This is a genomic window from Oscillatoria salina IIICB1 (assembly GCF_020144665.1).
Taxonomy (GTDB): Bacteria; Cyanobacteriota; Cyanobacteriia; order Cyanobacteriales; family SIO1D9; genus IIICB1.
On the sequence record NZ_JAAHBQ010000011.1, the window covers coordinates 45,021 to 60,806 of the forward strand.

The following is a 15,786-nucleotide window of genomic DNA, read 5'->3' on the forward strand; positions in this document are numbered from 1 at the left end:
TGTTTTGGCTGTGGAGCGAGTAGAGGAGAGTTTAGGCGCGCGATCGGGTTTATCCTTCTTGCCTCTCTCAGTCCAATAGTAACCTACTTGCAGCCATAATTACAATTGTCATTGAATCTTGAAATATACTCAATCGATGAAAAGTAATATGAGTTTACATCCAATCCAAGCTCACTTTAACTCTTTCAATTGCTACTCTTACAGCACTGGTATGAGATAAAACTTTGTATGGTTTAGCTGGGTTTTTCGGATTCGGACTAGAGATAATGACATTTCCTTGCCAAAGTTGGCTTCCTCTTGACCAATCTAATTGAGCGAGTTGAGATACTTTATCAGCCTCAAAATAATAATTATATTGATTGTAAGTCTGATAAAGTAAACGTCCTAAAATTTCAAGTCCGACACTTCTACCTAAAATACAATGTTCTTTGAATTTAGCGATTTCATCAACTGTTAAATCTTCAACATTGGTTTCAAATATGTGTTTAGTAGAACTGCACTCTGAAAAAAACTGATTCAAACAGGCAACCATAGCATCAGATAACTTGTCTACATCATGGTGTTGAAGTTCATTGCTTGGAACGTTAGTAAAAGCACAACTTACAGTTCTAGCTATGTAGTTAGTGGTGTAAATTAATTTTTTCTTTGTAGAAGGAGAATTTTTAATTTTTTCCGTTTTTCCATTAAACATTGGCACTCGCTCGATTAAGTTTTTAGTAATACCAACTCTTCCTTCAAACTCACCAAATGACAAAAGTAGCGCTTTATCCAATGGCTTAGTTTGTGCCATGTCACGGAAATCTGTTTGACACTGATTAAAGTCAGACTCTAGAACCAGTGTAATCGGAAAATCATTATCAGCTATCAATTCGCCTTCTTGACTTTCAATCAGTTCATGAATAGCACGTTTACGATGTTGTCCGTCTGTAATATCTAACTTAACACCGCGAGGAATGACTACTAAACAGAATCCCCTACCCAACTCGATTAATTCAATCTCCTCTGGGTTGACATTAGCCGTCAAAGTACCTAAAATCCAAGGTTTACTCCTTTTAGTACGTTCGAGAAGATATTGTTTTACTTCATCAACATGACCTTTTACCTCTGGACGATTTTTACCTGAATCGGGATCGTTACCTGTAGATGGCTTTGCTTGTAAAAGAGTAGGTAGGTCATCAGCAGGAAGATTGATTTGCACCATTTTCCGCTTTCCCTGCTGGAAAATAAGCCCCGGATAGCACTTCTGACGGTGATATTTTGCAAAGTATGGCTCAATAATAGAATCTAGTCGCTGATTGGTTTCAAAGTAAAGGTCGTTGTTTTCAGACATCTTAGCTAATAAAATCAAATAAAACCTATCTAATCATCATAATAGCGATTTAATACCATATAAAACCAGAACAATACGGAGTTTATTACATGATAGGCACACAGACATCACTATTTCCACCGCGTACTTTAGAAGAGTTAGTGGAAGATATACAAAACCTGACACAAGAAATTCAAGATTTGTATTGTTTAGACGAAATTCCTTGGGTAATAGGATATAGCGGCGGAAAGGATTCAACAGCAGTGTTGCAGTTAATCTGGTATGCGATCGCCGGATTGCCACCAGAAAAACGGACTAAAACGATTCATGTTATTACCACAGATACGCTAGTAGAAAATCCTATTGTATCTGCTTGGGTTCGTAATTCTCTAAAACAAATGAAGTCTGTTGTTCAAAAACAGCAAATGCCAATTGAACCTCATTTGCTACAACCTGAATTTACAGAAACATTTTGGGTAGGATTGATAGGCAAGGGCTATCCGCCTCCAAGAGATAAATTTCGTTGGTGTACTAATCGTTTAAAAATTAGTCCATCTAACCGTTTTATTCGTGAAGTAATTCGTACCTGTGGTGAAACTATTCTTGTTTTAGGTATCCGGAAAACTGAAAGTAAAAAACGAGCTTCTAGAATGGAAAAAATGGAAGCATGGCGGCTACGCGATCGCCTAAGCCCTAACGCTAATTTACCTAACTCTCTAGTTTATACTCCTATTGAAGATTGGCGTACTGACGAAGTTTGGCTTTATCTAATGCAGTGGGAAAATCCTTGGGGATATAGCAATAAAGATTTGTTTGCAATGTATCGAGGTGCGACAGCAGATAACGAATGTCCTCTCGTAGTTGATACTTCTACTCCTAGTTGTGGTAGTTCTCGCTTTGGATGCTGGGTTTGCACTTTGGTGACTCAAGATAAATCTTTAACAGCGATGATTCAAAACGATGAAGAGAAAGAGTGGTTACAACCTTTATTAGATTTACGTTCTGAGTTAGATGTAAAAGATAACCGCGATCGACGTGATTTTAGACGTAGAACGGGTCAAGTTCAATTATACGAACGTAATTTAGAAGGAAAAATCTCTGTCGAACCCATTCCGGGTCCTTTTACTAAAGAAGCACGAGAAGATTGGCTGAGAAAAATTCTTACTGCTCAAATGCAAATTCGTTATAATGCTCCTCCAAAAATGGGCGAAATTACTCTGATTTACCCAGAAGAATTGAGCGAAATTAGACGGATATGGATTGAGGAAAGACACGAATTTGATGATAGCTTACCTCGTATTTATGAAGAAGTGACAGGCGAACCTTTTCATGATGTTCGTCTTGGTGCAGGGAATCACCTTCTTGGTACTGATGAATGGACAGTTTTGGAAGAAATCTGTGGTGAGGATGGTATGCACTTAGAATTGATGGCGAAACTGTTAGATACGGAACGTCAATATCAAACTATGTCTCGTCGTGTTGGTATCTATGATTCTTTACAAAAATGTTTTGAAACCAGTTCGCGTTCCCAAGATGAAGCAATTGAAAATGCTCAAGACAAATGGAAAATGAAAGAGGCAGCAAAGAAGGGCGATGTTGAGCATATAAAACAATTAAGTTGGGGTGATATGAAGTTTGGTACTCGCAATTCTGATGATGAGGCTGATAATTCATAAAATAAACACTCACCCAAAAGTTACCCGGAAATAAATTTCCGGGCTAATAGTCCAAGTCCTTGAAAAAGGATTATTAAAAAATGAGTTTTTGAGCCGACTTTCGCTATCATACTATCTTAATATTACCTAATGATTTTCCTTGAACTTGTATTAGAAAATTTCGGTCCCTACTTGGGTAAGCAGGTAATTAACTTGCGCCCGGAAAAGGATGAAAATACTCGCCCAATTATCCTTTTTGGGGGTATGAATGGTGGCGGAAAAACGACACTGATGGATGCTATTCGTCTGGCGCTTTACGGACATCGCGCTCAATGTTCTACTCGTGGTAATTTAAGCTATAGCGATTTTTTAATTCAGTGTATTAATCGCCATACGCCAGGAAATGAAAAAACTCGTGTTGAGTTACTTTTTCAGCATTTCCTGACTGGTGAAGTTACAGAATTAAGAGTTGTTCGGTACTGGACAAAACAGCTAAAAGATGGTAAAGATCATCTTGGTATTTTGAAAGATGATTGGCTGGATGATACGCTTAAGAATATTTGGGATGAGTATATAGAAAATTTGCTTCCTTTGGGTATATCTAATTTGTTTCTTTTTGATGGCGAACAGGTGAAAGAGTTGGCGGAGTTGGAAACGCCTCCTGATACGGTTGTTGAAGCAATTCAATCTTTGTTGGGTTTAGAATTGGCGGAAAGATTGTCGCAGGATTTAGAGATTTTAGTTAATCGGAAGCGGAAAGAAGTTGCTAGTAAGAAACAGTTGGCGGAAATTGAAGATATTGAAGCGAGATTAAAGGAAAAAAAAGCTGCTAAAGCAAGTGCAATTGAAGAACAGGAAAAAATAGAAAAGCAACTTAAGTTAGCGAAGCAAAAGCAAAAGGAAGCTTTTGATAAATTTACTTCTGAAGGTGGGAAAATTGCTGCGGAAAGTGCTGGTTTAGAACGTGAGTTACGCGACTTGACTGAAGCAACGGAATTAGGACGAGAAACATTGCGAGAGTTGGCTGCTGGTATTCTTCCTTTGGGGTTGATTTCTCCTTTATTAAAACAAGCTCATCAACAAGGAGAATTAGAGTTAAAACGTCAGCAAAGTGAAATAGCTAGAGATGTGATGGTTGCTCGCGACGATCGCCTGCTCGCTCATCTGAACGAAATTAAGCTAAAATCTAGTCAGGTTGAGGATATCAAGGCTTTTCTCGATCGCGAAAATCAAGCTTTAGATGCTGAAATTGCTTCGATACCGGAACCTTGGCTGAAGGCAGATCGAGAAGATATTCACAAGCTACAATCTATTTTAGAGCATCAGTTACCATCGAAAATTACAACCGCAACTGCCGAATTAAAGCGTCTGCAAAAGTTAGAAGCAGATATTGATAATAAGGAAAGACAAATTGCTGCGGCTGCTTCTCCAGAAGTCTTTTCTCAATTAAAAAATGCTTTGTCAGATGCACAAGATGAGTTTGTGAAAGTACAAGCAAATTATCAAGAAATAGAGCGGAAAATTCAAGAATTGCAGCGCGGAATTGACCAAGTTAAAAAGGAATTAACTAATTATGGTGAAAAAGCTTTTGCAAGCCAAAATAGCGAACATATTATTAAATCAGCTACTAAAGTACAAAAAACGCTGCAATTGTTTCGGGAACGTTTAACGCTGAAAAAACTGAATAAACTCGAAGGTGAAGTAACTGAATGTTTCCGTTATTTGTTACATAAATCCGATTTAGTACATCGCGTGGCTATTGACACTGATTCCTTTCGCCTTTCTTTATACGATAACCAAGCTCAACCTGTACCCAAACATCGCCTTTCTGCGGGGGAAAAACAACTGTTAGCTATTTCTTTTTTATGGGGATTAGCGCGGGTTTCGGGACGCAATCTTCCGGTAGCGATAGATACACCTTTGGGACGTTTAGATTCTTCTCACCGGAATAATTTAGTCGAACGATATTTTCCCACTGCTTCCCATCAAGTAATTTTGCTATCAACAGATACAGAAATTGGCGAAAATGAGGTTAAAATTTTAAGAGAGCAAGAGGCGATCGCTAGTGAATATCTGCTTGAATACAACTCTCAACAAGGTCAAACTACTGTTAAACCTGGTTATTTCTGGTAGTCGTTAAAAAATAAGATAATAACTAAAATGGAACCTCCAGTCGAACGTTTTCGCTTATCTCAAGGCGCTAAAGATCAACTTAGTAAACTCAAACGTTACACAAAAATTGACCAATGGAATATTTTGTGTAGATGGGCGTTTTGTCGTTCCCTCGCCGAACCAACAATTCCTTCTCCCGTGCCTATACCCGCCGATAGTAATGTAGAATTAACTTGGCGAGTTTTTGGCGGGGAAATTGGAGATTATTTAGCGATCGCGCTGAAACAACGCTGTCAAAATGACGGTTATGAAACTGATAAAGATACCCTAGCTTATCAATTTCGCCTGCATTTACATCGGGGAATTGGTTATTTAGCAGGCGAGCAAAATTTAAAGCAAATTGACGATCTAGTAGTTTATGTTTTACACCCTGAAAGCGAACAAATTACTCTTTAAATTGTTTGTAATTGGAAGCTTTATTTTGCTGCTTAATAAGCTCGGAATGATGGCGATTGGTGCGGTAGCGCCAGCGCCCTAGCGGGCGATCGCGCAAACGGGCGTACAACCATAAACTTAAAAAATAAGTACAAATTCCCGCTACTAAACCAGTCACTAAACACCCCACAAATAAGGTTGAAATTAAAGCTGAACCCAACTCTAACAACTGATCCGTTGATGCGACACCGATCCGGTCAATATCAATTAAAGATTCATCTACTCTTAAAAGCAGTGCGCCAACGTGAAAATTAAAAGCATAAATTGGTACATAAGTCAAGGGGTTGCTAATCCAAGTTGCTGCTGCCGCCGCAAATTTATTACCGCGAATCAAAGTAGCCAGCAAAACACCGATTAAGGTTTGCATCCCAAATAAAGGAAAAAAGCCAGCAAACACACCTACAGCCAAGCCGCGAGCAATCTTCTGTTTACCGCCTCGTAGTCGTCGCAAGCGATACAAATAATATCGCCAGCGTCTTACCAACCAAGACTGAGATTGTTTTGAGTGGGGATCGCGAGAATCAGAATTAGACACAGTGGGAAATGTCTGCATACACCTTCATTAGAGATCGTTACTGATGACAGAATTTGTAATTTCAACTTAATTGTATAGTTAATTTAAGATACACGCTTTGTACCGAAGAAATCGCGATCGCGCAATCGGTATAACGGGCGTCAGCGCAGCCATCGCTTCTCAACTGCTTTTCAGACTACAGCGAAAAAATTAGGCTCAGTGTCATCGACGCATAAATTCAACCATAAGTGCCATCTTGCCACCAAAATAGCTAAAAACTTTAATTATCACCTCATCCCACTGGCGGAAATTGTTACGAAATAACCTAATTTTCTCGCCCTTTACCGACAAAATAATCTCAGATTAGTTAGATTGTCACTGGAGAATCTACATAAATTGTCGGCTCTTGCATAGTAAACTCAATTCCATGTTCGATCAACTCTTGATAAATTTTCTTATTAGCTAACTCTAGTAAGCGCTTGCGAAGCTGAAGTGAATTTTCTGACGAACCTAAAATAAAGAAAGATACCCTAGCCCGACTTCCTAAAACATTTTCTTGGTTGGTAAAAGTAATCCGAGTGCTACCAGGATCGATTCCAAATAAAGTATCAGTGCTTTGCTGAATTTCTTGTTCGACTAAAGCTTGTTCTCGCTCAGTCAAAACTCGGTGAAAATCCAAGTAAAGTAAAACCATTACTTTCTTCCCTCTAGTAACATTTTCAATCTTCTTATTCGCCATAATAGAATTAGGTACAATTAACAAAGTACCTTGACCAGCAATACGAATTTTTGTCGAGCGCAAACCGATAGATTCGATGCGTCCAAAAACATCAGGAGCGTAGATATTAAAGTTAGCGCGAATATAATCTCCGGGGATAAAAGGGCGATCTAAATATAAGACTATGGTTCCCAATAATTGCTCCAAAGTTTTTTGCGCGGCAAACGCGATCGCCAAACCACCAATTCCTAAACCTGCAAGTAAACCAAACAAATCTACATCCTGACTATTCAAAAAAGCTGTCACGGCTACAAAAATAATAATTACATTAACAAAAGTTTCAACAATTAACAGTAATTCATTAACTTCCTTGCCTAATTTTCGGAGTAAATCTATACCATAAACGCGCATTAATTGGCGGAAGAGTCGCGAAATTAACCAAGCTAAACTGATAGTTAATGCTAAAGCTAAAGGTGGTCGAAGAAATTCATATAAGCCTGGATATTCTCTCAACCAACCAAAGGATAAAGAGATAAATATTAGCGTTCCCGCAATCTTTATCTCTTTTTTAAGAGGATTAATAAAATTACGCACAACTTTTCTCCCTATTTTTGGGAAAAAACGTTTAATTAAGAAACTAACAATTGCTGGAGTATAGCGACCGAGAAAAATTGCTAAGAGGGTAAATAATAAAAAAGTGACAAAGTCAGGGATTCCCGCATTTTCTATATATTCTAAACCAAGCTCGACAAAGTTTTTTATCTGTTCGTAATTCATAAATAGTTCTTCATTGCTTAATCTTTTTTGACTAACCACGCACTATTTTGCTTAAATAGTCACTGGTGCATTAACATAAATTGTCGGTTCATCTAAGGTAAATTCAATTCCCCGCTCCTTTAATTTTTTCGAGATATTTTCATGAGCTAATTCTAATAAGCGTTTGCGTAATTCGAGAGAATTTTCTGAAGAACCTAGAATAAAGAAAGAAACTCTCGCCGCGATCCCTGTTTCTCCTTCATTAGCGGACAAATTAATATTAGTGCTACCTGGAGCTATACCTAACAAGGCATTGGTACTTTCTGCCGCAACTTGTTCGACAAAAGCTCGTTCTTGTTCGTTTAAATTATTAGGGAAATTAAGGTATAATAAAACCATAACTTTTTTTCCCCTAGTAACATTTTCGATTTCGCGATCGGTCATCATTGAATTAGGAATAATTGCCAGGGTATTTTTACCAGGAATGCGAATTTTTGTCGAGCGTAAACCAATAGATTCGACTCTACCATAGAGATCGGGGACGCGAGGATTCATCGTGACTCTGATATAATCTCCAGGTAGAAAAGGACGGTCTAAATAAAGGACAATTGCACCAATTAATTGTTCGAGAGTTTCGCGTGCGGCAAAGGCGATCGCTATTCCCCCAATTCCCAAACCTGCTAGTAAACCAACTAAATCAATGTCTTGACTTTGGAGAAAAACCATCACTGCAATAAAACCAATAATCGCGTTAACAACAGTTTCTAAAATTAGGAGCAATTCGTCTTCTTTACCCATTTTTCGCAGCAATTTTATCCCCGAAATTCGCAGGAATTGACGAAACAAGCGAGATAACAACCAAGCAATACTAATTGTTACAAATAACTCTAAACCAGGTTCGACCAATTGATTAATCTCTGGATATGGATCTAGCCATTCTGACGACCACAACAGTAAAATTAATGTCCCGGTAACTTTAAATTCTTTTTGCAGGGGTTCGACATAATTATCGTAAATTTTTCTTCCTGGTTGAGGAAAAAAGCGATGAATAATCCAGCCAACCAGTTTGGGTGTATATCGCCCAATCAAAGTTGACACAATGGCAAAAAATAAGAAAATTAGATAGTTAGGAAGATCGGAGGAATCTAGATAATCGCTAACCTCGTTAATATTGTTGTTGATTTGAGCAAACTCCATCGGTTAAATCTAAATTGTAATTGGGGAATCAACGTTAATCATTTGTTCTTCGATATCAAAAGCGATACCGTATTCTTTCAATTGTTGGGTAATATTGTGGTTAGCAATTTCTAACAATTGACGGCGCAAGTCCATTGAAACTTGTCCGGAACCGAGAATAAAGAAATTAACTTGGGCTTGGGTAAGAGAATTTTTCCCATCTTGAACGATCTCTTTAAAGTTTACTTCCGTACTGCGCGGATCGATACCAAATATATCTCTGGTAGATTCGATTATTACTTGACGAATTAAGGCTTTTTCTTGTTCGAGTACCTGACGATAAAAAGTTAGGTAAATAATCGAGATAATCTTTTTGGCGCCTGTAAAGTTTTCGATATTAACCTGAGTTAAAGAGTTGTTTGGGACAATAACTAAAGTTCCTTTTCCAGAAGTCCGAATTTTGGTCGATCGCAAACCAATTGATTCGACACGTCCGAAAGTTCCGTCGGGTAAACCAATGTAATCATCGACAACAAAAGGACGGTCAATATAAAGCACAATTCCGCCTAATAATTGAGATAATGTACTTTGGGCAGCAAAGGCAACTGCTAATCCGCCAACTCCTAAACTTGCTAGTAAACCAAAAACATTAATATTGTGAGTTTCTGCGAAGATAAAGGTGACAATAATAACAATTAGGGAAGTTGCTAATAGTTTGGCAAGAATTAGAAATTCGCTGTTAACTTTACGCTTGCTTTGGAGAGCAACCTCTAATAAATAAACGTCGAAAAATTGTTTAAATAAGCGAGATCCTAGCCAAGTAATGGCTAGGGCGAGAGATAAACTAACTCCAATTTCAAATTTATCTATCCATCGAGGTGTTGAGGTAATTAAAATAAATAAATCGCCGAGTAAAAGCAAAACAACTAAGCCAAGCCAATTTTGATAAGGGGCAACAATTTGTTGATAAGCTTTCTTGGCTTGAGGAGAAAACAATTTCCCAATCATTGGTGCAATAAGTCGGGGTAAATAAAGAAAAAAAGCAATTCCTACTACTCCCGCAAATCCGCTTAAAGCTAAGAAAATTGGGGTACTGATGCTTGTAGTTTCAGGTAAAGTATCCAGCATAGGTGAAAGATGAAAATTTTTAGTTAAATTGAGTCAATTGCTGAAACTGTTTCGTTACAGTTAAAGTAGAAAACGATCGCGTCTGTCTTGATTAGTCGAAAACAGATGTTGCTTCGATCGCATAGCAACCCAATTACCAAGAAACAGCAATTAGTCAAGGAAAATTTAGGAAAATACAGCCGTAATGTCACAGCCAGTTTTACCTAGAGATACGATCGCCGCGATCGCTACTGCTATTGTCCCTCAACAAGGTAGCATCGGTGTTGTTCGCTTGTCGGGAGAGAAGGCAGTGACGATGGCTAAGACTCTTTTTCACGCCCCAGGAAAGCAGGTTTGGGATTCTCACCGCATTCTCTACGGCTATATCCGCAATCCGGAAACGAAGGAATTAGTAGACGAAGCCCTCTTACTGATTATGCTTTCGCCTCGTTCCTACACTCGTGAAGATTTGGTCGAGTTTCATTGTCACGGCGGTATCATACCAGTACAGCAGGTTTTAAACCTCTGTCTCGAGGCAGGTGCGCGTCTTGCCCAACCGGGAGAATTTACTCTCCGGGCATTTCTCAACGGGCGACTCGATTTAACTCAAGCTGAAAGTATTAGCGAAATTGTCGGGGCGCGATCGCCTCTCGCTGCTAAAGTCGCCTTGGCTGGCTTACAAGGTAAACTCGCTCACCCAATTCATCAGTTACGGGCGACTTGTCTGGATATTCTCGCTGAAGTTGAGGCGCGGATTGACTTTGAAGACGATTTGCCACCTCTCGATGAAGGGGAAATTTGCAATAGCATAGAAATGGTATTAAAGCAAGTAAAATCTATTTTAGCTACCGCAGACAAAGGCGAATTATTGCGTAGCGGTTTAAAAGTGGCGATCGTCGGTCGTCCCAATGTGGGCAAATCCAGCTTACTCAATGCTTGGAGTCAGAGCGATCGCGCGATCGTTACCGAACTTCCCGGCACTACCCGCGACGTGGTAGAATCTCAACTCATCGTTGGTGGCATCCCCGTCACGATCCTCGATACTGCCGGAATCCGCGAAACAGTAGATACTGTCGAAAAAATTGGCGTGCAGCGATCGCGTCACGCCGCCGCTTCAGCCGATCTTGTTCTCCTGACGATCGACGCTCAAGCAGGTTGGACGCCAGACGATGCAGAAATCTACGAGCAAGTCAAACATCGCCCTCTGATTCTCGTCATCAATAAAATCGACCTCGCTTCCGGCAACAATATCAAATCTTTACCACAAATAGATAAAATTGTCAAGACAGCCGCTGCAAAAAATCGAGGTATCCACAGCCTCGAACAAGCCATTCTGAACATAATTGAAACTGACAACCTCAGCGCCGCCGATATCGACATCGCCATCAACCAAAGACAAGCCGCAGCCCTAACCCGCGCCAAAACTGCCTTACAGCAAGTCCAACAAACCATCGACGAAGAATTACCCCTCGACTTTTGGACAATCGACCTCCGTAGCGCTATTCAAGCCCTTGGAGAAATTACTGGAGAAGACGTAACCGAATCAGTTCTCGATCGCATTTTCAGTCGTTTTTGTATTGGAAAATAAAAGAGCAACCACGGCGGGTTGCCCCTACTCATTATCCTGTTTATTAAATAAACCGAATGATTCTAAAAAACCTTGAAAAGTCCTTTTTTCTCTCGCAGCTCGTCTTCTTTGCGCTTCAAAAATACCCTTGTTACTAGGAGCTTTTTCCCTAAACTTCTTACTTTGGACGTGAGAGCGATCGATGTCTCGCTCTGGAGATTTCCACCAAGACATGATAAATGCACCCGAAAAACCCGCCACAGCACCTAGAAAAATACTTATATAAACTGAGTATTCTAATAAGACAAAGCTAATCAGAAAAAATAGCCAAAGCTTAATTCCTGTGGAAAAACCTTCGTAAAAATCTGCTTTTTGTCCTTTGTCTTTAGTCATGATTACTACACGAGTTTATTTAATTATTTAATTTTGTAGAGACGTTGGATGCAACGTCTCTACAAAATTAAATCACCAATCCCCGATCGCCAATTGCCAATCTTGGGTAGTATCAATTGTAGTCACATAAACTTGTTCGGTGTTGGTAAAAGCCTCGGCTGCGGCTTGTTGATTGGCTAAAAGCTCCGCAGTTGCGTCAGAAATATCATTTTCGCGAGATCCTAATCTCGTGCGTAACACCTCAATTGGTGCAGTACAATGCAAAATTTGCACGGGTAAAGACGCTTTTTGTGCCGCAGTCAGACATTTTTCTCTCGTTGCGACGCGATCGTACTTTGCATCCAGGATAACCGAGAAACCTTCACTCGCTAACATCAAGCCTAATTCTAAAAGGCGATCGTAAGTTTTTTGGCTCATTTCAGTCGTATAAAGCTCATCTCCGCCTTTTTCCGCCAAAGAAATACCAGCCAAATGCTTTCTTACCGCATCCGATCGCAAATGAATCGCTCCTAACTTTCTCGCCAAATGTCGTGCTACTGTAGTCTTACCAGAACCTGACAACCCCGACATTAAAATCAGTCGTCCTTGAGTTTTTTTCGTGTAATCCCAAGCTAAACGATAATAATCCGCCGCCGTTTTTGCTGCTTCTTGTTTATCGGTTTCTGGTACTCCAGGATCGTCCAACAAAAACGAAATTACCTTACCTCGTACATAAGCTTGACGACTCAAATACAAAGGTAAAACTCGTAACCCTTCCCAGTCCCCTGTTTCTTCAATATAAGCATTTAAAAAAGCATTTCCTAAATCTTTACTTCCTCGCGAATCCAAATCCATTACTGCAAACCCTATATCATACATCACGTCTACAAAACGGAAAGGCTCATTAAACTCAATTCTGTCAAACAAGCAAATGCGATCGTGCCAAAAACAAATATTTCTTAAATGTAAATCGCCATGACACTCGCGAATTTTATCATTTTGACGGCGTTGGGCGAATAAATCTGTTCTTTCGGCGAAAAAAGTATCGCTAAATTGCTTGGTTTCCTCAAATTGTTGTTTGGTTTGCGGTCCACCAATATATTTATCTGTTTGTTCGTAATTTTCAGTAAAAGCTTCGCTAATTTTCTCAATTTCTCCGAAGGAACGAATGTAATCATTGGTCGGTGTTTGACGGTGAAATTCCGCAACTACTCGTCCCAAATCTGCCATTAATTCTGTCGTCAGCTTTCCTTGCTTAAACATTTCGTTCATTAAAGCATCTTGGGGAAATTGACGCATTTTCAGCACATATTCTACAGGTTCGCCATCGCCATCGAGAACAAATTTATCGCCAGTTTGAGCGATACTTAAAACCTCTAGATAAATTTCTGGTGCATTGGGCTGATTCAAGCGAATTTCTTCTTCACAAAAATGCTTGCGCTTTGTCACACTGGAATAGTCGAGAAAGCCAAAATTAACGGCTTTTTTCACTTTATAAGCATAATCTCCCGCAAGCAGCACGTAAGAAACATGAGTCTGAAATAACTTAATTGGTGTTTCTACCGGATGAGGATAAAACTCCGGCTGTTGCATTTGCTGAATTAAATTTGCTTGTTGAGTATTCATGGGTAATTGTTATTAATGGGCTGAAAAAAAAACAGGGACGAAATTCGCCCCTGGTACGAGTAATCTAACAAAAAATAATTTATCCTTCTTCGCCTTCCGTGGCGATTTCTTCACCCTCTGTTTCTGAAGAAGCAACTAATTCTACTTCGGGAAGTATTCCTTCTGTCTCTTCAGTTTCTTCTGTGGTTGTAGCTAAACGTGGTGCAACTACTGTTAAGACAGTTCTGTCGAGATCGTCTAATACAGTAACACCTTCTGGTACAACTACCTCGCTCAGGTGGATATTTGTCCCAATCTCGAAACTAGAAACATCAATTTCAATCGATTCGGGAATGTCACCGGGTGGACATTGTACCTTCAATTCAGTGATAATTTGTTCTAAGATACCACCTTCTTTCGCTCCGGCGGGTTCTCCTACCAAATTTACAGGTACTACCACTTCTACACTATCTTGTCCGGCGACAGCAAAAAAGCTTAAATGATAAAGAGTTCTTCTCCAAGGGTGAGCTTGAACTTCTCTAATTAAAGCTTTCCCTTTCCAAGACAAATCGGGAATTTTGAGGTCAACTAAAGTATTGTTTACCGAAGCTTTTTTGAGTAAATTTTCGGCTTCTTTAGCGTTCATGACTAAAGAAACTGATTCGGCTCCATTATGTCCGTATAAAGCCGCAGGAAGCAATCCTTCGCGACGCAGTGCATTTGGTTTACTACCTTCGGGTCGTTTTTGACATTCAACTGTAACTTGCATTGTTTTTGGTTCAGTAATTAATAATCAGTAACAAAAAACTGGAAATTTTCCAGTTTGGCTTGACAAGCAAACACAATTATGTTATCGCAAATTTTAGATAAGCATAACTTTAAATTTCTAACTTGACTGGAGTACCATCCTCATCAAGTAAAGCGCGTTTGGGACCATGAATCGGGTCTTCAACAATAATAGTTCGATCGCGGCTAGCGCCAAGAGAGACGATCGCGATCGGCACTTCCATCAACTCCGCGAGAAACTTAAGATAATCGAGAGCTTGGGGAGGCAAATCCTCCAAAGTGCGACAATCAGCAGTAGAGCGTTGCCAACCAGGAAGAGTTTGATAGATCGGGCGACAGCGAGCAAAGATCCGGGAATTGCTAGGAAACTCCTGACAAGTAGTCCCATCTAACTCATAAGCGACACAAACCTTAATTTCTTCGAGTCCATCAAGAACATCAAGTTTAGTAATCGCCATACAATCCATACCATTAATCCGGACAGCATAACGACCGATAACCGCATCAAACCAACCACAACGACGACGGCGACCTGTTGTCGTGCCAAATTCAGCCCCGCGATCGCATAAAAACTCACCGATTTCGCCATCTACTTCCGTCGGGAAAGGGCCTTCACCCACACGAGTAGTATAAGCCTTTGCCACGCCAATCGTGCGATCGATCGCCGTCGGACCCACACCCGCACCGACACAAGCACCACCAGCCACCGGATTAGAAGAAGTCACATAAGGATAAGTACCGTGATCCAAATCCAGGAGCGTACCTTGAGCGCCCTCAAATAGAATATTACGTCGTTGTTGTTTCGCCTGATAAATTTTCAATGAACTATCGACGACATAGGGACGCAACCGTTCTGCATAACCAAGATACTCTGCAATCACTTCATTGGGATTAAGCGGCGGCAAATCGTAGAGCTTTTCTAAAATAGCGTTCTTATAATTTATCGTCCACTCTAGCTGAGAGCGCAGACCCTCAGCATCCATCAGATCGATGATGCGAATTCCCGTACGCTCAGATTTATCGGCATAAGTAGGACCTATCCCCCGCTTAGTAGTGCCAATTTTGTGACTACCGCGACGTTCTTCCGAAGCATTATCAATCATGCGATGATAAGGCATCGTCACATGAGCAGTTTGCGAGATAAATAAATTATCAGTCGAAATCGCGATCGCTTCTAACTGATCGATTTCTTCAATGAGAACTTGGGGGTCAATAACCGTACCCGAACCGATAATACATTCAGTATCGGGGTATAAAATGCCAGAAGGAATCAAGTGGAGTTTAAAAGTTTTGTCTTTAACAACCACAGTGTGTCCAGCGTTAACCCCCCCTTGATAACGCACAACCACATCTGCGGAACGGGAGAGTAAATCTGTTATTTTTCCTTTGCCTTCGTCGCCCCACTGAGCGCCAATTACAATTACGTTAGCCAAGGGTCTTTATTTAAGCTAGAGTTTTCACAAACTATAATTATCCACATTTGGGGTCATAACTGTCAAGTTATTAATTCGTGGTTGGGGATTGGGGATTGGGGATTGGGGATTGGGGATTGGGAGAGGGGGGAGATAAGGGAGAGGGGGAAGCAAAGGAGACAATGGAGATAAGGGAGAGGGG

At 40.1% G+C, this 15,786-nt stretch carries 13 protein-coding genes; 4 read left to right on the top strand and 9 right to left on the bottom strand.

What is annotated here, in order from left to right; genetic code table 11:
* Nucleotides 1–154: 154 nt before the first annotated feature.
* A complete protein-coding gene (locus G3T18_RS04105) occupies nucleotides 155–1,330 on the bottom strand; it encodes a DNA sulfur modification protein DndB (protein ID WP_224409259.1) in 1,176 nt (391 codons plus the stop codon).
* A gap of 89 nt (nucleotides 1,331–1,419) precedes the next feature.
* On the opposite strand from G3T18_RS04105, the gene dndC reads away from it, so the two are divergent.
* The 3 genes from dndC (at nucleotide 1,420) to dndE (ending at nucleotide 5,532) form a co-directional block, all read left to right on the top strand.
* On the top strand, nucleotides 1,420–2,985 hold the full coding sequence (gene dndC, locus G3T18_RS04110) for a DNA phosphorothioation system sulfurtransferase DndC (RefSeq protein ID WP_224409260.1): 1,566 nt from the start codon (nucleotides 1,420–1,422) through the stop codon (nucleotides 2,983–2,985).
* 129 nt (nucleotides 2,986–3,114) lie between these two features.
* Nucleotides 3,115–5,097, top strand: coding sequence for a DNA sulfur modification protein DndD (dndD, locus tag G3T18_RS04115; RefSeq protein ID WP_224409261.1), 1,983 nt, complete (start codon nucleotides 3,115–3,117; stop codon nucleotides 5,095–5,097).
* Nucleotides 5,098–5,124: 27 nt separating this feature from the next.
* Entirely contained in the window at nucleotides 5,125–5,532 is a 408-nt protein-coding gene (gene dndE, locus G3T18_RS04120) for a DNA sulfur modification protein DndE (protein ID WP_224409262.1), read from the top strand.
* Here the strand turns inward: dndE and G3T18_RS04125 are convergent.
* From G3T18_RS04125 to G3T18_RS04140, 4 genes are all read right to left on the bottom strand, one after another.
* Nucleotides 5,522–6,124 carry a DUF2062 domain-containing protein gene (locus tag G3T18_RS04125; protein ID WP_224409263.1) on the bottom strand — a complete coding sequence of 201 codons (603 nt, stop codon included), beginning with the start codon at nucleotides 6,122–6,124 and terminating at the stop codon, nucleotides 5,522–5,524. The genes dndE and G3T18_RS04125 overlap by 11 nt on opposite strands.
* A gap of 328 nt (nucleotides 6,125–6,452) precedes the next feature.
* The gene (locus tag G3T18_RS04130) at nucleotides 6,453–7,580 is read right to left on the bottom strand and encodes a mechanosensitive ion channel family protein (RefSeq protein ID WP_224409264.1); all 1,128 of its coding nucleotides are present in this window, start codon (nucleotides 7,578–7,580) and stop codon (nucleotides 6,453–6,455) included.
* A 51-nt stretch (nucleotides 7,581–7,631) separates the two neighbouring features.
* Nucleotides 7,632–8,756 (bottom strand): mechanosensitive ion channel family protein, encoded by a 1,125-nt coding sequence (locus tag G3T18_RS04135; protein ID WP_224409265.1) that lies wholly within the window; start codon nucleotides 8,754–8,756, stop codon nucleotides 7,632–7,634.
* 9 nt (nucleotides 8,757–8,765) lie between these two features.
* The gene (locus G3T18_RS04140) at nucleotides 8,766–9,863 is read right to left on the bottom strand and encodes a mechanosensitive ion channel family protein (RefSeq protein WP_224409266.1); all 1,098 of its coding nucleotides are present in this window, start codon (nucleotides 9,861–9,863) and stop codon (nucleotides 8,766–8,768) included.
* 184 nt (nucleotides 9,864–10,047) lie between these two features.
* Between G3T18_RS04140 and mnmE the strand changes: the two genes are divergently transcribed.
* Nucleotides 10,048–11,430, top strand: a complete 1,383-nt coding sequence (mnmE, locus tag G3T18_RS04145; RefSeq protein ID WP_224409267.1) for a tRNA uridine-5-carboxymethylaminomethyl(34) synthesis GTPase MnmE — start codon at nucleotides 10,048–10,050, stop codon at nucleotides 11,428–11,430.
* A gap of 24 nt (nucleotides 11,431–11,454) precedes the next feature.
* Here mnmE and G3T18_RS04150 read toward each other — a convergent pair whose 3' ends face one another.
* The 4 genes from G3T18_RS04150 to G3T18_RS04165 form a co-directional block, all read right to left on the bottom strand.
* A complete protein-coding gene (locus G3T18_RS04150) occupies nucleotides 11,455–11,802 on the bottom strand; it encodes a hypothetical protein (RefSeq protein WP_224409268.1) in 348 nt (115 codons plus the stop codon).
* 72 nt (nucleotides 11,803–11,874) lie between these two features.
* Nucleotides 11,875–13,407 carry a bifunctional aminoglycoside phosphotransferase/ATP-binding protein gene (locus G3T18_RS04155; RefSeq protein ID WP_224409269.1) on the bottom strand — a complete coding sequence of 511 codons (1,533 nt, stop codon included), beginning with the start codon at nucleotides 13,405–13,407 and terminating at the stop codon, nucleotides 11,875–11,877.
* Between the two features lie 79 nt (nucleotides 13,408–13,486).
* Nucleotides 13,487–14,155, bottom strand: coding sequence for a 50S ribosomal protein L25/general stress protein Ctc (locus G3T18_RS04160; protein WP_224409270.1), 669 nt, complete (start codon nucleotides 14,153–14,155; stop codon nucleotides 13,487–13,489).
* 109 nt (nucleotides 14,156–14,264) lie between these two features.
* Entirely contained in the window at nucleotides 14,265–15,605 is a 1,341-nt protein-coding gene (locus G3T18_RS04165; RefSeq protein ID WP_224409271.1) for an adenylosuccinate synthase, read from the bottom strand.
* Nucleotides 15,606–15,786: the final 181 nt, after the last annotated feature.